This is a genomic window from Pseudarthrobacter sulfonivorans (genome assembly GCF_014712225.1).
Classification (GTDB): Bacteria; Actinomycetota; Actinomycetes; order Actinomycetales; family Micrococcaceae; genus Arthrobacter; species Arthrobacter sulfonivorans.
The window spans coordinates 1-18,272 of the sequence record NZ_JACXBW010000015.1 but is presented as its reverse complement, the minus strand read 5'-3'; the positions used below and the strand labels follow the sequence as shown (position 1 = coordinate 18,272).

19 protein-coding genes are annotated in these 18,272 nt (G+C 66.5%); 8 read left to right on the top strand and 11 right to left on the bottom strand.

Annotated features, from left to right (window positions below):
* Nucleotides 1-121 precede the first annotated feature (121 nt).
* Nucleotides 122-1,414, bottom strand: coding sequence for an ABC transporter substrate-binding protein (locus IAQ70_RS17455; protein WP_190990591.1), 1,293 nt, complete (start codon nt 1,412-1,414; stop codon nt 122-124).
* A 136-nt stretch (nt 1,415-1,550) separates the two neighbouring features.
* Between IAQ70_RS17455 and IAQ70_RS17450 the strand changes: the two genes are divergently transcribed.
* A complete protein-coding gene (locus IAQ70_RS17450; protein WP_190990590.1) occupies nt 1,551-2,381 on the top strand; it encodes a FadR/GntR family transcriptional regulator in 831 nt (276 codons plus the stop codon).
* Here IAQ70_RS17450 and IAQ70_RS17445 read toward each other — a convergent pair.
* From IAQ70_RS17445 to IAQ70_RS17415, 7 genes are all read right to left on the bottom strand, one after another.
* Complete coding sequence (locus tag IAQ70_RS17445; RefSeq protein ID WP_223860271.1) at nt 2,365-4,215, bottom strand: S8 family serine peptidase; 1,851 nt, start codon at nt 4,213-4,215, stop codon at nt 2,365-2,367. The two genes, IAQ70_RS17450 and IAQ70_RS17445, sit on opposite strands and share 17 nt — an antisense overlap.
* Nucleotides 4,216-4,384: 169 nt before the next feature.
* On the bottom strand, nt 4,385-5,257 hold the full coding sequence (locus tag IAQ70_RS17440; RefSeq protein WP_190990589.1) for an NAD-dependent epimerase/dehydratase family protein: 873 nt from the start codon (nt 5,255-5,257) through the stop codon (nt 4,385-4,387).
* Nucleotides 5,254-5,844 (bottom strand): adenylate kinase, encoded by a 591-nt coding sequence (locus IAQ70_RS17435; RefSeq protein WP_190990588.1) that lies wholly within the window; start codon nt 5,842-5,844, stop codon nt 5,254-5,256. The genes IAQ70_RS17440 and IAQ70_RS17435 overlap by 4 nt, the downstream gene beginning before the upstream one ends.
* A gap of 146 nt (nt 5,845-5,990) precedes the next feature.
* Complete coding sequence (locus IAQ70_RS17430) at nt 5,991-7,238, bottom strand: Ig-like domain-containing protein (RefSeq protein WP_190990587.1); 1,248 nt, start codon at nt 7,236-7,238, stop codon at nt 5,991-5,993.
* Nucleotides 7,235-7,744, bottom strand: coding sequence for a hypothetical protein (locus IAQ70_RS17425; protein WP_190990586.1), 510 nt, complete (start codon nt 7,742-7,744; stop codon nt 7,235-7,237). Before IAQ70_RS17425 ends, IAQ70_RS17430 begins: the two co-directional genes overlap by 4 nt.
* A 1-nt stretch (nt 7,745) precedes the next feature.
* A complete protein-coding gene (locus IAQ70_RS17420; protein WP_317983697.1) occupies nt 7,746-8,600 on the bottom strand; it encodes a COG1470 family protein in 855 nt (284 codons plus the stop codon).
* A gap of 92 nt (nt 8,601-8,692) precedes the next feature.
* Complete coding sequence (locus IAQ70_RS17415; protein ID WP_190990585.1) at nt 8,693-9,151, bottom strand: hypothetical protein; 459 nt, start codon at nt 9,149-9,151, stop codon at nt 8,693-8,695.
* Nucleotides 9,152-9,576: 425 nt separating this feature from the next.
* On the opposite strand from IAQ70_RS17415, the gene IAQ70_RS17410 reads away from it, so the two are divergent.
* Complete coding sequence (locus tag IAQ70_RS17410) at nt 9,577-10,320, top strand: GAF and ANTAR domain-containing protein (protein ID WP_190990721.1); 744 nt, start codon at nt 9,577-9,579, stop codon at nt 10,318-10,320.
* 15 nt (nt 10,321-10,335) lie between these two features.
* Here the strand turns inward: IAQ70_RS17410 and IAQ70_RS17405 are convergent, their stop codons facing one another.
* Nucleotides 10,336-10,878: a DUF488 domain-containing protein gene (locus IAQ70_RS17405; protein ID WP_190990584.1), complete on the bottom strand. Its 543-nt coding sequence runs from the start codon at nt 10,876-10,878 to the stop codon at nt 10,336-10,338.
* Nucleotides 10,879-10,939: 61 nt separating this feature from the next.
* On the opposite strand from IAQ70_RS17405, the gene IAQ70_RS17400 reads away from it, so the two are divergent.
* The 3 genes from IAQ70_RS17400 to IAQ70_RS17390 all read left to right on the top strand — a co-directional run bounded on the left by IAQ70_RS17400 (nt 10,940) and on the right by IAQ70_RS17390 (nt 13,545).
* Nucleotides 10,940-11,359: a response regulator transcription factor gene (locus IAQ70_RS17400; RefSeq protein ID WP_190990583.1), complete on the top strand. Its 420-nt coding sequence runs from the start codon at nt 10,940-10,942 to the stop codon at nt 11,357-11,359.
* 92 nt (nt 11,360-11,451) lie between these two features.
* Nucleotides 11,452-12,435, top strand: coding sequence for a phosphodiester glycosidase family protein (locus IAQ70_RS17395; protein WP_190990582.1), 984 nt, complete (start codon nt 11,452-11,454; stop codon nt 12,433-12,435).
* A gap of 9 nt (nt 12,436-12,444) precedes the next feature.
* Nucleotides 12,445-13,545 carry a bifunctional glycosyltransferase family 2/GtrA family protein gene (locus IAQ70_RS17390; protein ID WP_190990581.1) on the top strand — a complete coding sequence of 367 codons (1,101 nt, stop codon included), beginning with the start codon at nt 12,445-12,447 and terminating at the stop codon, nt 13,543-13,545.
* On the opposite strand, the gene IAQ70_RS17385 is transcribed toward IAQ70_RS17390, so the two are convergent.
* Both IAQ70_RS17385 and IAQ70_RS17380 read right to left on the bottom strand, forming a co-directional pair.
* A complete protein-coding gene (locus IAQ70_RS17385; RefSeq protein WP_190990580.1) occupies nt 13,494-14,000 on the bottom strand; it encodes a methyltransferase family protein in 507 nt (168 codons plus the stop codon). The two genes, IAQ70_RS17390 and IAQ70_RS17385, sit on opposite strands and share 52 nt — an antisense overlap.
* Nucleotides 14,001-14,057: 57 nt before the next feature.
* Nucleotides 14,058-14,804, bottom strand: a complete 747-nt coding sequence (locus IAQ70_RS17380; protein WP_190990579.1) for a lytic transglycosylase domain-containing protein — start codon at nt 14,802-14,804, stop codon at nt 14,058-14,060.
* A 167-nt stretch (nt 14,805-14,971) separates the two neighbouring features.
* Here IAQ70_RS17380 and IAQ70_RS17375 point away from each other — a divergent pair, with 167 nt between their 5' ends.
* From IAQ70_RS17375 to IAQ70_RS17365, 3 genes are read left to right on the top strand one after another with little or no spacing between them, the layout of a single operon-like run.
* On the top strand, nt 14,972-15,712 hold the full coding sequence (locus IAQ70_RS17375) for a DUF4956 domain-containing protein (protein ID WP_223860269.1): 741 nt from the start codon (nt 14,972-14,974) through the stop codon (nt 15,710-15,712).
* Nucleotides 15,709-16,497 (top strand): polyphosphate polymerase domain-containing protein, encoded by a 789-nt coding sequence (locus IAQ70_RS17370; RefSeq protein ID WP_190990578.1) that lies wholly within the window; start codon nt 15,709-15,711, stop codon nt 16,495-16,497. The genes IAQ70_RS17375 and IAQ70_RS17370 overlap by 4 nt, the downstream gene beginning before the upstream one ends.
* Nucleotides 16,498-16,539: 42 nt before the next feature.
* Nucleotides 16,540-18,153, top strand: a complete 1,614-nt coding sequence (locus tag IAQ70_RS17365; RefSeq protein ID WP_190990577.1) for a carbohydrate-binding domain-containing protein — start codon at nt 16,540-16,542, stop codon at nt 18,151-18,153.
* The last annotated feature ends 119 nt before the right edge of the window (nt 18,154-18,272 follow it).

The window sequence follows — 18,272 nt, the reverse complement described above, 5'->3', positions numbered from 1 at the left end:
GTTCACCTAAAGAGTTGGGGGGTGAAGTGTGGCCGGGGCGGGAGGGCAGCGTCGCTGCCCTCCCGCCCCTGCTATGTGGTGCACCGGGCTTGAGGGTGCCGGCCCTGGTGCACGGGGTGCGCTATTTCTTTTCGCTGTCCAGGAACTTCTGGAAGGCATCGTGGGCCGAGTCGGCCGCAGCGGCAGCGTCGGCGCCGGTGATGCTGGCAACGATCGGCTCACCCACGATTTCGCGTGCCTTGCCTACGGTAACTACCTCAGGACGGTCGTGGCCGATGCCGTTCTCGGCGCTGACCGCGATCGCTTCTGCGAGGTCCTTCGGGTACGTGGACGTGCCTTCTGAGTTGGCCCAGACGGAGGCGCGGGGTCCGGGGACGCCGGCCTTCTGTGCCGCCAGCGTGCGTTCCTTGCTCGTGGCCCACTGGATGAACTTCCAGGCGTTGTCCTGGTTGCCCGACGCCTGGTTCACGGCGAGGCCCCAGGACGGGATGTTGTACGGCTTGGAACCGGCGGGGCCAGCGGGCAGGGCAGCGAACCCGACAGTGTCGGCAACCTTGGACTTGGCCGGGTCCGTGGCGTTCTTGTAGAGCGAGTCAGCCTCGGTGTAGAAGGCGGCCTTGCCCTGCGTGAAGATGGCCATTGCCTCGGGCCAGCTCATGTCGGTGCTGACGTTGGCCGGGCCGTAGTTCTTGATCAGGCCGCCGTAGAAGCTGTAGGCCTTTTTGGCAGCATCCGAGTTGATGGTGGACTTGCCGCTGGAATCGGTGAAATCGCCACCGAAGCTGTAGAGGAAGCTGGAGAACTGGGTGACGGCCGCGGACTTGCCGGTGCGGGCCACGAAGCCGGCGGTGTCCGGGTTGGCTGCCTTGATGGCCTTGGCAGCGGCTTCCAGTTCGTCCATGGTCTTGGGAACCTCAAGGCCGGCGGCCTTCAGCAGGTCCTTGCGGTAGTAGAGGACCTCACGTTCGGTGATGATGGGGACACCCACCACCTTGCCGTCAGCGGTGGTGGCCTTGACCGGGCCCTCCTGGTAGTCCTTCCAGTCCCAGCCGGAATCCGAGGACACCTTGCTGGTCAGGTCCGCGAGGTAGCCGTTCTTTGCGAACGCCTTGCCTTCCTGGAGCGGGCGGTACATCATCACGTCGATCTCGTCGCTGCCGGCGTTGAGCTTGACGTTGTACTGATCTGAGAGCTGGTCTTCGCCGAGCTGGGTCAGCTCGACCTTGAGGCCGCTGGACTTCTCAAATTCGGGGATGGCTGCCTTGATGCCTTCGGTCCAGACGTGGTTGGCCAGCGTCACCCGGACCACGCCCGATTCCTTGGCGTCGCTGCTGCCGCTGCCGCCGCAGGCCGTCAGGCCCATGGAAAGTGCCGCAGCGACTGCCGCGTACTTCATTACTGAACGTCGCTTCATGACGACTCCCTTTGCTTTGTGGCTGACGTCTGTGTGCAGCCGGTCACAAATGCATCTTTACATCTGCTCTGGGGAAGATCATAGGTAAATAAGGCAGACTTAAACAAGCCCTGTGGTGAACCAGTATGATTTAGCCATGAAAACCCCAAAGGCGGAGTCTCCTATCGACCGGCATGCATCGTTGGTTCAGAGCCTGGGACTCGCCATTGCGGAGGGGTCCCTGGCACCCAACTCGGTGGTGCGGCTGGACGAGTTGGAGGCACAGCACAAAGTGTCCCGTTCGGTGGTCCGGGAGGCCTCCCGGGTTCTATCCTCCAAAGGCATGCTGGCCTCGCGCAGGCGGTTCGGCACAGTGGTGCAGCCCGAACACGAGTGGAACCTCTATGACCCGCAGGTGATCCGCTGGCGGCTCGCCTCATCCCGGCGGCTCGAGCAGCTTCAGGCCCTTAACGAACTCCGCGGCGCCATTGAGCCGCAGGCCGCCCGGCTGGCGGCCGAACGCGCCTCCTGGGACGCCGGCAGTGATCTGGTCCATCTGGCGGCGCGGCTGTGGGCCGCCGGCCAGCGCGGGGACCAGGTGGAATTCCTGCGCCTGGACGTTGAATTCCACGCCGCTGTGCTCAAGGCCTCAGGAAACGCCATGTTTTCCCAACTGCATAACCTTGTGGCCGAGGTCCTCACCGGCAGGGCCGAGCACGGCCTGATGCCGCACCTTCCGGATCATGAAGCACTGCAGCTGCACGTTGACGTGGCCAGTGCCATCCAGCGCGGCGAGGGAGGCGCAGCACACGCCGCCATGAGCAGGATCGTGCAGCAGTTCGCCGAAGAGGTGGGCCATATCTGGTCGGAGCACCACCCTGACCCTGCACAGGACTCATCCCGGCAGCCGGGAAAGCCCGACGACGCCCCCCAGCGGCCGCCGTCGGACTCCCGTTCCCGGCGGGGAACCGCTAAAGCGAACCCGTAGTGAACTGCCAGGACTTCGTGGCCAGCTGATTGCCGGCAAGGTCGCGGATGGAACTTCCGCCGCCGGTGACCGTGACGGTGTATTTTGTCTTGCCGGACAGGGCCAGTTGCGGATCAAGGATCCACTGGTTGCTGGTGCCGTTGCGGACCACGGCTGCCGGGACCACCGCCCCTGTGGCGGCGTTCTTCACGGTGAACGTCGCAGCGCTGACGCCTTGGACTGCCTCATTGAAAGTGACCGTGATGTTGCTGCTCCGCCGGACCAGGAGGGCGTTGCTGCCGGGCGTGTAACTGGTGATCACCGGCGCCGGACCGGTGACAAACGTCCAGCTGGTGCTGGCCAGGGGCGTTCCCGCGGCGTCCCGGATCGCGGTGGCACCGCCCGTCAGGGTTGCCGTGAACTTCCCGTCAGCCGCCAGGTTTGCTGAAGGGTCCAGGGTGGCCGTTTTGGTGGTCGCGTTGTAGGTGACCGTTGCCGGGATGACCGTGCCGGCGGCACTCCGGAGCACAAAGGTCCCGGCACTTACGCCTTGGACGGCTGCGCTGAACCTCGCCGTCACGTTGCTTCCCGGTGGCACCGCCGTCGTGCCTGCGGCCGGTGTTTTGGCAGTAACCGTGGGCGCCGGGGCAACCGGGGCAGGAGCGGGAGCCGCAGCGGCGGCCGCGGTGTACAGCAGGCGGTTCGGCGTGCCGGGCCCGGCTCCGGTGATGACCCCGGCGGTAGCGTTCGACGCCAGCGCGGAGGCCACCTGGGCAGGGGTGAGGCCGGGGTTTTGGGACAGCAGCACGGCCGCGGCGCCGGCCGTGTGGGGCGAGGCCATGGAGGTGCCGGACATGGACGCGGTGGCAGTGTTGGACGTGTAGGTGGCGGAGGTGATGCCAACGCCGGGCGCGTAGAGGTCAACGCAAGAGCCGTAGTTGGAGAAGGATGCCTGGCGGTCGGCGGAATCGCTCGCCGCCACGGTCACCGCAGCGGCAAGCCGTGCGGGCGAACTGCCGCAGGCGTCCGTGGCGGAGTTGCCGGCGGCAACCACTGCAGTGACGCCGTCGTTGATGACAGCCTGGAGCGCGGAGTCCACGGCCGCGCTGGCCGGGCCGCCCACGCTGAGGTTGGCCACGGCCGGCGTCCCGGCGGCGTGGTTGGCGACGATCCAATCCAGGCCGGCCACAACGTCGGAGTTGAAGCCGGAGCCGGAGCAGTCGAGGACGCGGACCGGAACGATGGTTGCGCCCTTTGCCATGCCGTAGGTTGACCCGGCCACTGTTCCCGCGACGTGTGTGCCGTGGCCGTTGCAGTCACCGGACCCGCGGCCATCGGCCACCGCGCTCCAGCCTGCGGCGATGCGCCCCGAAAACTCGGCGTGGGAGGCGAGCACTCCGGTGTCCACCACGTACGCGCTGACTCCGGCGCCGGATGCGGTCCAGCCGTAGGACCCGGACAGGGGCAGTGCCCGCTGGTCGGAGCGGTCCAGTCCCCACGGCGGGGTCTGCTGAATTTCGGAAACGGTGACGGGGGCGTCCACCTCCACGGCGGCGACGCCTGCAGAGCGTGACAGCGCCGCGGCCTGCGCCGGTGTTGCGGTCACCACGGCGCCGCGGAGGGCATGGGAAAAGGAACGTCCGACGCCGATGCCCTGGGACTTCAGGCGCGCAGCCTCCGCGGGGACATCAGTTCCCGGAGCGTAGCGGACCAGGTAGCGGACGCTCGCCCCGTTGCCGTTGCCATTGCCGGTTCCGGCCCCGTCCGCGGCCGTCGCCGGCAGCGCGGGGACCGCAAGGAAAGCGGCGGTGATCAGCATCGTGGCGGCGGGCAGCACAAAACGGAGAATGCGCATGGATTCCTAGGGTGGCGGTGCGGACTGGTTGGCGGGCGGAAAATCCCCGCCCCCTCACCAGAGTAGGAGCCCGTGACATGCTCTAGGAGCGAACTCAGCCGATCCTGCGCCAACCCTTCGGCGGCTGCGGAATTCCGTGGTATCCCCTGCGATCCGCCGCTTTCGCCCTTCAGTCCTCCGTGGGCGTGGTGCGGTTCGAGTGGTAGGAACGCCACGAATGTTCGGGTTCGAATCCGAGCAGCCGCCTGGCCTTGTCGATGGACAGCAGGGTCTCGTGTTCGCCCAGTTCCTTGGTCACCCGGACGTTGGGGAACACCTCCGCGGCGAGGCTGGCGCTGGAGCGGGACATCACGGTGTCTGAGTTCGCGACGATGAACGCCTCGAACCCCGGCTTTCCGTGTTCAAGGGCCCGGGCTACCGCCTGCGCCCCGTCGCGGCCGTCGATGTAACCCCACAGGTTCCACTTGCGCGCAGTGGCATCGGCGTCGAACGCCGGGAAGCGATCATAGTCCTCGATGTCCATCACGTTCGAAAACCGCAGGCCGGTGATGCTCAGGTCGGGGTCCCAACGCGTCAGCTGAATGGCCATCTGTTCTTCGAGGTGCTTCACCAGCGAGTAGGTGCTTTCCGGCCGGGCCGGGTATTCCTCATCCACCGGAATGTAGGGCGGGTCGGCGTCGAACGGCAGTCCCAGCACCGTCTCGCTGGAGGCGTACACCACCTTCTTGATCCCGGCCCGCCGGGCCGCCTGGAACACGTTGTAGGTGGAGAGCATGTTGTTCTCGAACGTGGCGGCGTCGGGGATGATGCCGGGGGCAGGGATGGCGCCCAGGTGGACGACGGCGTCGAACCCGGTGTGCCTGTCGTCCAGGCCGAGCAGCACATCCAGGACCTGGCCGTAGTTGCGCAGGTCCACGATGGCCAGGCCCGGGTTCCTCTCCCCGGTGCGGTCAAGGTTGAGCACCTGATGGCCGTCGGCGTTGAGCCTGCGGACCACGTGCCGCCCCAGTTTTCCGCTTCCGCCGGTCACTGCAATTCTCATGGTGTTACTCCTGCTTTAAGGAACTTTTCGACGGCGGCGATCGCACGTTCGGTGATGGCGCGGGGCTCGCCGCTGCCATCCACCGAGACCACGATGCCGCGGCCGGCATAGACGGCCACCACTTCGTGCGTTTCGCGGTGGTAGAGATCCAGCCGGCGCCGGAAGACCTCCACCGTGTCATCCTTGCGTCCCTGTTCCTTGGCCCGCTGGATCATCCGCCGTTCGAGTTCGGAATCCGGGGCGCGGAGCTCAACAACGGCGTCGAGCCGGTGGCCCAGCGAAGCGAGCATGTTGTCCAGTTCCATTACCTGGGGCGCGGTGCGGGGGTACCCGTCCAGCAGAAACCCGGGCTGGACATCGACGTCCCGGAGACGGTCCTTGACCAGCGCGTTGGTGAGATCGTCGGGCACAAAAGCGCCGTCGTCCAGGTACTTGGCCGCCTCGAGGCCCAGCGGTGTTTCCTCGCTGGCATTGGTCCTGAAGATTTCTCCCGTGGACACGGTCGGGATGCTGAAATGCTTGGCGATGTGAACCGCCTGGGTGCCCTTGCCGGAGCCGGGCGGCCCGATGATGAGCAGTCTGGTCATAGCCTGTCCCTCCGCGGCGCCAACGCCGGCCTGGTTTCGGGTCCACCCGCCGGCAGCGCCAACGTGAGCTACATTCTGCCCACAAGCGGCAGCACAACGCCAGCCTCCCGGAGGTGCTTCGGGAGGCTGGCGTTGTGAGTTGAGTTTTAGAAGTTGGAGGCCACTCCCGGTGTCTCCGCAAGTGAGATCGGATTTCCGCTGGCGTCTTGAGGTCCTGATGCGGCGGTGAAGGTGGGCTGGACTGTCCCAGACACTGTCGCCCTCGTTCCGGTGTCGACCGGGCCAAGCGTGATTGTCACCGTACTGGACGTTGCAGTGGTGCTCCACGCTATCGCGGTCGCGTTATTGCCGCCTCCTGCAAAAACGAGGTCACTGCTGCCGCTGGAGAACGCTCCGCCCGTCATGCCGGTCCCTAATGTAAAAATCGGGCACACCGTCGCCGGGACAACCACCCTCATCGTCTTACTCGGGTCGATCCTTACCTGAATGCCGGCGTTCTTCAGAGTTGCCTGCGACGCTGCGCTCCATGAATTGCAGATTGACGCCGGATTCATGGGCTCAGAGAAAGTGATGACGATCTGGTCATCCTGATCTGCCCGGCCCGTGACGTTTTTCTGATTTGCAGGTCCGGTTTGGAACTTGATGCTGGCAGTCGGCGCCACCGTGTCTTTGGTGGTTGTCTTCGCCGTGCTTGGTCCGCTGGCGTTGCCGGCGGCGTCGGTCGCCACCGCGGTGTAGTTGACAGCACCGTCGCTGAGGTCCGTGAGATCGAAGCTGCTGACCGACCATTGACCGGCGGTATCGACACTGGCGGGTTGCGAAGACCTTTGCAGGCCGGCCTTGTCGGTGGCCGTGACCACCACAGTTGAGCTCGGCTCAGCTGTGCCGCTGACCGGAGCGCCGGTTACTTTCGCCTTGTTCACGATCCCAGCCGCACTGATGGTCGGCGCGCCTGGTGGAGTCGTATCGCCCGCGGTCACCACGGTGCTGCGGGCGGACTCCCCGCCCGACCACGTCGCGAGCACCGGCGTCACGGTGTAGTACCAGGTCCCGGATGGCAAAGCGGCCTCGGTGCAGCTCGTCGCGGTAACAGTGCCCCCGCAGCCGCCGCCAGCGGCAACCATAGCCCCTGTCGGCGATGAGTAGCGGGCAACGGTGTAGCCGGAGACTGCCCGGCCTCCCGCCGTTGTGCCTGAGGCCCAACTTACCGCGGCCCCACCTGCCGACGCAGTTGCCGTGGGTGCGGCCGCAAGTGCAGGGATGGCATCCGCGTTGGCAGTGCCCGGGTTGCTTCCGAGGGTCTGCCAGTAAGCGCTGGCCGCGGGACCTCCGAACGATATGGCGAGGGCTGCCGTGGCGGCGGCTGCAATGCGGGTCCGGGTGATGCGGCTCATTTGCGTGCCTCCAAGGTGACAGGCAGGCTGAAGGTGGCGCCCTGGCAGCCCGACGATGAGGACGTGGACATGGCGGCAGCGTTCGGCAGTGTGATCAGGATGGACGAGTTCGCCGGAATGCTGAGCGCCGGCGCGAGCGGGGCCGCCGGGTCAACGAACGTGACGCCGGTGGTGGTGCAGGCTGGGTGGTTAGCGTCGGCCGTCGCAGCGCCATTGCCGCGGATGGCGTAGACCTGAACCGGAAAGCTGTTGGGGTTGAGCGCCCGGACGGCAACGGCGGCGGTGCCGCCCGGGACAAGGGTGTTTGCCGGGCTGTCGCCGGCAACCAAAGCTTCCACGGTGACGGTGGCCATGGTGCCGTTCGTGGCGGCACCGGATCCGGCGCCCACTGTGGCCCAGTAGGCGTAGGCACCGCCGACTCCCGTTGCCAGGCATAGGGTGATGGTTGCTGCCGCAGTCTTGGCAGCCAGCCGTCGGGGCGTTGGTTTCTTGTGCTTGGGCGTCATGTCAGCTTCCCTGCCCTGCTCCGGAGTAAGCGAACTGGAGGGTGGCGCCCTTGCAGCCGTCCTGGTTTTTTGTGGTGTCCAGCATGGCGATTCGGGGCCACAGCGCCGGGGCAATGCCGATCGATTGGAGCGAGCTGGAGCCAACGGGAACGTTGAGGGGATACTGGCCCGAGTAGTTCGTCACCACGTAGTCTGCGGCCGTGCATGGCAGCCCCGCGGCCACCGCAGCGGGAGTCCTGGTGATGGTTGCGATCGAGACAGCCAGGCTGTTGAGGGCCAGGCCCTTGTTGTTGGGATTCGCTATGGCAAGATTCAGCGGGACAGTTGCTCCCGGTGTGAGCTGGGTGCCGAGGTTTCCGGAAATGCTGAACGTCTTGTTGGATGCTTTGACCTGGAGTTGAACCACGACGGCGGCGGGCTGGCTGACGCCGGTCGTGGCCGGAACGGTGGCCCCGATGGTGAGGTCCGCCTTGCCGTCCGGGGTGGTGGCGGACGTTGCCACCGTCAGGGCGACGGTGGCTGCCTTGCCGGAAGCGAGCGTCACCGACGTCGGCGCGAAGGCCGCCGTCGTGCTGCCCGGGAGGCCCGAAATTGTCGGAGTGACACTGCCGCTGAACCCGTTGCTGGAGGTCAGCGACAGCGTGTAGGTGACGGAATCGCCCTGGTCAACCGACCGGCTGGCGGGATTCACCTGAATCGTGACGCTGCCTGATGTGTTGCCCTGGCTCCCGCTCTGGCTGGCCGCGAAGATGGTGCCCGCCGAAGCCAGCATCACCACAAGACCCACCAGCAGCACCTTCGCTGCCGTGGTGGTTCTTCGCTTAACGGTGCGGAAGTACCGAGATTCGTTCTGCACGTTCAGCCCTTCTGGCCGGGTTCTTGGTAAGCGGGAGGACGTGGAATTCGCCGGCGGGAAGACTCTGACGCCTTCCCGCCGGCGAAGCCTGTTTAGACGCTGCCGACGGTGATGGTGACGACGGCACCCTTGCAGGCGTCCTGGTTGACGGTCGGGCTGTCATTGAACGTCAGGGTTCCGCTGCCGACCACCGTGCCCACATCACCCTTCGCGACGGTTGTGTTGCTGGTATTAGCAGTGACGTCGAACCATTCGGGCAGGCAACCGGTTTGATCCGTGGTCACGCTGGCAGTCAGTGCCCCCACCTTTGTGCTCGTGGTGGTGCTGGCGTTGTCGGCCGTGTAGGCCACCGCTTTGGAGGATCCAGGGGCCAGCCCGCCGGTGAAGATGGCGTGCAGCGTGACGGTGCCGCCGCCTGCCGAGTTCGTGGCCGTACCTGAGCCCGCACCCGTGGTGGTCCAGTAGGCGTAGGCAGCGCTGCCGCCGCCGGCTACCAGGGCGAGTGCTCCGGCGGCTGCCAGTACTTTGTTCTTCTTCGTCATTTGGCGCATGAGTGAGACTCCTTTGGCTGGGGGTGAGAGAGTGCTTGCGACGCGCAGCCATCGGGAACCGCTTGGGAACTTGGTTCCGGCTGATCGCTGACGCCCATACTTCCCGGTGCTCAATCCCCAAACAACGCGTAGCAGTACTGGACTTTCTGTCGCCGCCGCGGAAAGCACTTCTTGGATTGGGGCCGGACTACTCAGGTTTGACCGGTGCCACCGAAGACCAAAACCAAGTAGTTTGCAGCGCCCGGCAGACGGCCCGACCGTGACGTTTGCCGTGGCCAGAGCTGTATATACTTCTGGTTAGGTTTAGCAGCAGGCCGTTAGACAGTTCGTCGTTCCAGCGACCCCCGCGACCCTCAGGCCGACACGGCAGGAAGAGCGGCGGTGTTGCCGGATCGACTTGACCTGAGCGAATGGCATCAAGAACCGTGGCCGGCGAGTCGACAGCAAATACAGCTACATCAATCACTAATCACCTGCATGAGGAACTCCTCAACAGCTCCGATGTTGAGGAGTTTTTGGCCGAGCTCGCGCGCGCGTCAGCGCGCAACCTGTGCGAGCCCGGTGACGAAGTGCTGTGCGGCATCACGCTTCTGCGCCAGAGGAAGGCCGCCACCGTGGCCAGCAGCGGCGATGCTGCCCAGGTGATCAGCCAGATCGAATACGAGTCAAGCGACAGTCCCGGCATAACCGCCGCCGAGAGCCAACTGACTGTCCACGTCCCCGATCTGGAACAGGAGGACCGCTGGCCCGATTATGTCGAAGCCGTTCTGGGGCACAGCATCCAGTCCGTCCTGGCCATTCCGTTCCAGCTGGAAGGGGAAACCAAAGCCACCCTGCTCCTGTATTCGCACCGCACCCGCCGCTTTGAGGGCCGCATCCGTGAAATGGCCGAGGACTTTGCCCGCCAAACGTCCCTGGCCCTGCGGCTTGCCGTGCGTTTCGCCCATTACAGCGAGACCGCCGCCCACCTCCGTGCCACCCTTGAGAGCCGCACGGTCATCGATATGGCAGTGGGCATCATCATGGCCCAAAACCGGTGCAGCCAGCAGGAGGCCTTCGGTCTGCTCAAGGCCGCCTCCAGCACCCGCAATTCCAAACTGCATGCCGTGGCCGCGGCCGTGGTTCACGCCCTCGGACACGGCCCGGCGGAGACCCACTACGACGAGTAGAGGGCGCTTGCAGCGCTACGCCCCGGCGTCGTAAACCAGTTCGGTCCCGTTGACCCTCACACCGGAGGTGGGCTGGTGGGGCGTCAGTTTTCCACCTGGCATCAGGTGCAGCACGTTCACGTGGTCGAGTAGCACTGCATGGTCGGAGATCAGCCGGCGATGGCACCGCCACCACACGGTCTCGCTGCACATGATGGCCACCGCCTGTTCTGCCGCCAGGCCAAGCACGTCACCGAGGGCCAGCGAGAACTCCGGAGACCGCATGTACGCCGCGTAGGCCCTGAACGAGTCGTTGCGCAATGCCACGTCCGGGGAGTCCGGCAGAAGCTTGCGGAATCCGCCGAGCCTCTTCTCCCAGCGGTAGGACACCCCGGCCGCGGGCAGCCACTGCGCGAGCAGGTCCTTGCCGAAATGCGGAAACTTGCGGCTGCCGGGGGCGATGCGGACATCAACCAGGGACTGGACTCCAGCTGTGCCAAGCAGCTCCTTGAAGTCCTCCTGGCTGGCGGTTCCGTGGCCCACGGTCAGAAGCTGCGGGTGTTGTGCGGAAGGCGTCATAGTAGCGATTGTCCCCCGACGCAGCCCGTACACTGGTGGGAAGCTGGCTCTAGGGGCTTTTATGGAAACTCAACACGTCTGCCTCGTCATCGAGGACGACCTCGACATCCGCGGGCTGATCACCGTCATACTGACCCGTGCGGGCTTTGCCGTGCGCGAAGCAGCCACCGGCGCCGAGGGCATCGCGGCCGCAGCGGACCCCGGTATTTCCCTCGTCACCCTGGATCTTGGCCTGCCGGACATGGACGGCCACATGGTTGCCCGGGCCATCCGCGCCCTGAGCACCGCTCCCCTGCTGTTCCTGACGGCCCGGTCCGAACAGGATGACATCCTGGCCGGCATGGCCTCGGGGGCTGCCGATTACCTGACCAAGCCGTTCCACCCCAAGGAACTGCGGGACGCGGCCTTGCGGCTCTGTCCCGTTACTGCCGCCAGCGGGGACGGCACCAGCCAGGACCCCGCCGCCTGCCAGCCCCACTAGTCGGCCCGGCGGCCTGGCCAGAATCAGGCTTTCACAGGCGGGACACATCTCCGGCAAACCCCGGCGCCAGCTTGGCTGCCTAGAACTGGGGAATGACTCCTCTCAACAGCACTCAACGCAAAGGCAGCCGCATACGGCGGGCCGTCGTCGCCGGGGCAGTTGCCCTCACGCTTTCTGCTGGAGGTGCCACGGCCTGGGCACTGGACCGCTTCGTGGTCCAGCACGTGGAAATCTCCGATGTCTCCGCCTATGAAGCCAGCCAGGCGGGAACGTCCACCGGCACGACGGCGGACACCGCCACCGATTCCAGTGGCACCGCCGCGGTCACCACCGATACCTCCTACACGTCCGACAGCTCGAACATCACCATTTCCACGGTGACCACCGGCAGCGGCGACAGCACCGTGACCTACTACGTCGCCGACGTCGTCCTTGACGACGCCACCACCCTGCAGTCCGCCTTTGCCAACAACAGTTTCGGCGAAAACATCACCGAAACAACCTCGTCCATCGCCGAGGCCAACAACGCCGTCTTCGCCATCAACGGCGACTACTACGGCTTCCGGGACACCGGCATCGTCATCCGCAACGGCGTCGTGTTCCGCGACGAGGGCGCCCGGCAGGGTCTGGCCTTCTACCGCGACGGCACCGTCAAGGTTTACGACGAAACCGCCACCACCGCCGAGCAGCTGATCGCCGGCGGAGTCTGGAACACGCTCTCCTTCGGCCCGTCCCTGCTGGACAACGGCGAGGTTGCCCAGGGCATCGAGGACGTGGAGGTGGACACCAACTTCGGCAACCACTCCATCCAGGGCGAACAGCCCCGCACCGCCGTCGGCATCATCGACGAAAACCACCTGGTGTTTGTGGTGGTGGACGGCCGCAGTCCCGGCTACAGTGCCGGCGTCACCATGACCGGCCTCGCCGGCATCATGCAGGGCCTCGGCGCCACCACCGCGTACAACATCGACGGCGGCGGTTCCTCCACCATGTACTTCAACGGTTCGCTGGCGAACAACCCGCTCGGTGAGAACAAGGAACGCGGCACCTCCGACATCCTCTACATCGCGGAGTAGGTGACGGTCATGATCATCCTGATCCCGGCCTACGAGCCCGACCAGCAGTTGCCCGCCCTGATCCGTTCCATCCGCGACGCCGAGCCGTGGGCCACCGTGGTGGTGGTCGATGACGGGAGCGGTCCGGAGTACAAGGACGTGTTCGACGGCGTCAATGCGCTTGGGTGCCATGTCATCGGGTACGCGCGCAACCGGGGAAAAGGCTTCGCGCTGAAGACCGGCTTCGGGTTCATCGCGGACCATCTCCCGGGCCGGAACGTGGTCTGTGCGGACAGCGACGGCCAGCACACCATCGTGGACATCCTGCGCGTGGCGGCCGCGGTGCAGCCCGGCTTACCGGCCATGGTGCTGGGAACCCGGAACTTTACCGGCACCGTCCCGGCCCGCAGCAAACTCGGCAACACGGCCACCAGGCTGCTGTTCACGCTGGCCACCGGCGAGCGCATCTCCGACACACAGACCGGCCTCCGCGGCTACCCGGCCGCCATGCTGCCGTGGCTGCGCTCTGTCCGCGGCGAGCGCTACGAGTACGAACTGAACCTGCTGCTGGAAGCCAAACAGTCCGGGTATGCGATCGGCAGTGTCGACATCGCCACCGTCTACCTGGACCACAACTCCGGATCGCATTTCCGGCCGCTGGCCGACTCGATCCGTATCTACGGGCCGCTGCTGAAGTTCCTGGCGTCCTCGTTCGCCGCGTTTCTCGTGGACACGGCGGTCTTCCTGCTGCTGACGCTCATCACCGATTCGCTGCTTGTCGCCGTGGTGGGTGCCCGCGCGGTGAGCTCGGCCGTGAACTTCCTGGTCAACCGCCGGATGGTGTTCGAGCACGGCAGGGACAAAACAGCGACCGCAACCGGGGTGCGCTACTTCAGCCTGGCGATCGTCCTGCTCGCCGCCAACTGCGGTCTCATCTCTATCCTGGACGCGCTGTCCATGGCAGCCCTTCCGGCAAAGATCCTCGCCGAAATCGCGCTCCTGACCGTCAGCTACGTGGTGCAGCAGCGGTTTCTCTTTTCCCGACGCACCGCCGGCACCGCCGCAGGCGAGGCGGACAATCAGACCCTGGACCTGAGCCGCGGCCACCATCCCGGGACGTTGCGCCGGTAGTCGAGGTACTGCCCGCCGTAGGTACGGGTGAGTGTCGGTTCCTCGTAGCCCTTCACGAACACGACGACCGCGGCGAGGACGGTCACGGCGTAGATCACGAGCCCCCAACTGCCGAACACCAGCGCCTGGCCGAAGATGATGGACAGCACCGCGAGGTACATCGGATTGCGCACGTGCCGGTAGACCCCCGTCACCACAAGCGTTTCCGTCGGCGCGACGGGAGCGGGCGTGCCGCGGTGCAGGGCGAACAGTGTAAAGGCGTGCAGGAGGAAAGCCACCCCGGCAGCGATCGCGAGCCAGGCGACCGGCACGACCACCCAGGCCGCGCCGCCCCAGTCATGCCACCGCCAGCCGGAGATGAGCCACGGGATAAGGCCGGCCACGACGCCGGGCGCGAGGGCGAGAAAAACGATCGTCCCGATCCACGCGCGCGCGGGCGAGGCTGCCTTAACCATGCGCGTCAGACTAGCTCCATTCCTCGGACCGCGGGAGGGGTCAGTAGAACCCTGGTCTTACCCGATGGTGCCCGTCGTCTCCGCGTAGGAAGTGGCGTGCCCGCGCACCTGGCGGACGTAGGAATCGGACTGGTTGTAGGAGTAGATGGCCTCAGTCCACCCGTTTGCGGTGGTGAGGTCGCGGCCATGGGCGCACAAGTAGCCTGCAGCGCTGAGGGCGGCGTCGTCGATGTTGAACGGATCCGCCCTTCCATCACCGTTGCCGTCCCGTCCCGCAAGCTCCCACGTGGTGGGAATGAACTGCATGGGTCCGACAGCCCGGTCCCAGCGGGCGTCGCCATCCAGGACGCCGGCGTCGGTATCAGCGATGGCGGCAAATCCGTTGCCGTCCAGGCTCGGGCCGACAATGGGCCCGCTCGCCTGCCCTGCGGGAGACAGGCTTCCGCCGCCGTAGGCCCCGTGGGCGGATTCGGCGAAGCCGATCGCCGCCACCGTATTCCAGCCGATCCCACACCCCGGAGTCGAGCCGTTCGCCGCGCCGGCCGCCGCCACGTAAGCGCGAAGCGCACGGGCGGGGATACCGGTCTGCGCGGCAGCCTGGATGAGCCACTCGGCGTCCGCGTTCCGGGTGACATTCACGGCGGGGCTGATGCCGGCGGAGAGCGTTTCGAGTTTCGCCTCCGCCCGTGGCGGCGGCGGAAGAGCCGTGCCCGCGCCGGGCTGCCGGAGTGCCCAGAAGGACAACGCGGTGATCACGAAAATCGCGAACACGCAGAAAACGAAGAGGCGTTTTAGTCGGAGCACGGGTTTGATCCTATCGAGCGAAGACCGCCCGGAACGCCGGCCGTCCCGGTAGCAGCAGGTGAACGCCCTGCCAACACTCATATTCGGGCCTAGGTTCCGTCACAGCACCTGCACAGTCTGGCCGCGGATCGTAGAGACCAGCCCACCAACAGATTCCGGAGAATCCGATGACTTCGCTCATTTTCATCGCTGCAGACCTTGCGGCCATCAGTATCCTCACGTTCGTCCTCTACCTTCGCCGCCACCGGCGCCGCGACCTGGTGGTGTCCTACCTGGGCATGAACGTGGGCGTCCTGGCAGTGGCCACCGCACTGTCCGGCTCCGCAGCCGGCCTGGGCCTGGGACTTGGCCTCTTCGGCGTCCTGTCCATCATCCGGCTCCGTTCCACCGAGCTGTCCCAGCATGAGGTGGCCTACTACTTCTCGGCGCTGGCACTCGGACTGATCGCGGGCCTCGGCATCGAACCCGTCTGGCTGACCGCCTCCCTGATGGGCCTGATCCTGCTGGTGATGTTCGTGGGTGACCACCCCCGCGTGCTGCCCGCCCACCGGCACCAGACCGTCATCCTGGACCGGGCGCTGGCCGAAGACGGCGAACTCTTCGCCCGGCTCGAGGAAGTCCTCCACGGCAAGGTCCACTCCGCCACGGTCCAGGAACTTGACCTGGTCAACGACAAAACCATCGTGGACGTCCGCTACGCCTACAGCCCCGCCCCTGCCACTGCCGCTGTGACCTACCTTCCGGCCACGACGACGGCGGCACCCCGGCACGCGGTAGCGGCACCTCCGGTGATGCCCCCGACAGAGGCAACAGCGCCGGCGTCGTCCGCCCCCGACCGCGAGAACGAACCGGTCCATGCCCCCGACCGTGCGTCCGACACCCTCCACGCCTCGGCAGGTGCGGCATGAACGCCCGCGCAGGCGCCGGCGTCGTCGGCAGCCTCCGCGGACTGCCGGCCGTGGGACTGGAGGAACTGAACACTGAAGCCGCAATGCAGACGCGCGTGGACCGCAAATACGTGGTTCCCGAGGACCTGGCCCAGGAGCTCCTGGCCGCATTCGACGCCGAGGTCCGGGTCCTGGAGATGGACGGCTCACGCTGCTTTGCCTACGACTCCGTGTACTTCGACACCGACCGGCTGGACAGCTACCTGCTGGCCGCCCACGGCCGGCGGCGCCGCTACAAGGTCCGCACCCGGACTTACGTGGACAGCGCCACCAGCTTCCTAGAAGTGAAGACTGAAGGCGCCCGCGAAGCCACCGTAAAGGAACGCATCCCCTACGACCTCAGGGACCGCGCCCGGCTGACGGCGGCAGGCATGGACTACGTCCACGAAACCCTCGCCGCCGCCGTGGGCGGGACACCCGCCGGACCCCTTGGGCCGGTCCTCGAGACCCGCTACCACCGGACCACGCTCTACCTGCCGGAATCCGGCAGCCGCGCCACGATCGATACCGATGTCACCTGGCAGCGTCCCGGCGAGCAGGCCTGGGTGCTCGATGGTGCGGTGATCCTGGAAACCAAGTCCGGTTCGGCATCCGGCCCGCTGGACCGGCACCTCTGGGCCCACGGCGTGCGGCCCTCCAGGATCTCCAAGTTCGCCATCGGCATGGCGGCCCTCTGCCCCGAACTGCCGGCCAACCGCTGGAACCGCACGCTCCGCCGGACCATGAACCTCCGCCGCGCGGCCTGACCACTCCCCACCCATTTCTCCCCCACACCCAAGGAACACACCATGAACCGCTTCCGCACCGCCCTGTCCGTCACCGCCCTCGCCTTCACGGTTGGCCTGGCCGGCTGTGCCTCGGCCGGAACCGCCGGCACCGGCACGTCCATCACCGGAACCACCTCCGCCGGCTCCTCGAACTCATCCACCACGTCCGGCACCGCCCAGGCCGCCGTGTCCTTGGACACCCTTGCCGCTGATACGCATTACGACGCCGACGACCTCACCTGGGATGCGGCCTCCGAAGTAGCCGTGACCCTGGCGGACGGCGCCAGCTCCGTGGCCTCCGGAACGCCGCCGGACGCGGTCAAGGTCGACGGCGATACCGTCACCATCAGCGCGGCCGGCACCTACCGCCTGAGCGGGTCGCTGTCAGACGGCAAGGTGGTGGTGGCCGCCGGCGAGGAAGACGTGGTTCGCATCATTTTGGACGGCGCCGACGTCACCAGTTCCACCGGTTCGCCGTTTGTGGTGCAGAGCGCCAACGAAGCCATCGTCTACTTGGAGGACGGCACGTCCAACTCCCTGAGCGACGCGTCCACTTATGCGGACACCGCCGAGGACGCCCCGAACGCGGCGCTGTACTCCAAGGCCGACCTCACGGTTGCCGGCACCGGCTCCCTGAGCGTGAAGGGCAACTTCAACGACGGCATCTCCTCCAAGGACGGCCTGGTACTGGCCGCCGGCAACGTGACTGTGGACGCCACCGACGACGGCATCGTCGGCAAGGACTACGCGGTCCTCCTCGACGGCGCCTACCAGGTCACCGCCGGCGACGACGGCTTCAAGTCCGACAACGACGAGGACGAAGGCCGCGGCTGGATCCTCATCAACGGCGGCACCCTGAACGTCAGCGCGGCCGATGACGGCGTCAAGGCCTTCAACACGCTCACCATTGCCGCAGGCGCAACAACGGTGGCCAAGTCCGAGGAGGGACTCGAGGCCCAGCACATCGTGGTCTCCGGCGGCACGGCCAACGTCACCGCCAATGACGACGGCGTCAACGCCTCGGGCGGGTCCTCCGCCTCCGCTTCCGGTGGCGGCATGGGGGGCGGCATGGGCGGCGGCGGCGAAACCGTGGGCGACTACACGGTGGACGTCACCGGCGGCTCCCTGACCATCAACGCCCAGGGCGACGGCCTGGACTCCAACGGCAACGCCAGCATCTCCGGCGGCACCGTGGTGGTGAACGGCCCCACCAACTCCGGCAACGGCGCCCTGGACGTCAACGGCGAGCTGACCGTCACCGGCGGCACCGTGGCGGCGGGCGGCAGCGTGGGAATGGTGGTCACCCCGGGCACCTCATCCACGCAGTCCGGCGTGCAGGTGACGCTCGGATCGCCGGTCCCGGCCGGCACGGTGGTGCAGATCGCTGACTCGAGCGGCACTGTGGTGGGCGCCTTTGTGACCACCAAGGCGACGGCGTCGCTGGTGTTCTCCTCGGCCGCAATCACCGACGGCGCGGAGTACACCGTCTACACCGGCGGCACGGCAACGGTCAGCGCCGGTCTGGGCGAAGGCTCCCTCGACGGCGCCGACCAGGTGGGCACCGTGACGGCCGGCGAATACACCGCAGCCCAGGGCCCCGGCGGCGGTGGTGGCGGCTTCGGTCCCCGCTCCTAACCCCCCACCCTCACCCTCACCCGCCCCAAGCCCCTTCAGACGCTCTCTCACTTAATGCGGGTTTCTTCCAGACGCTCTCTCACTCTCCTCAAGAAAGTGATAGAGGATTCGGGATTTTC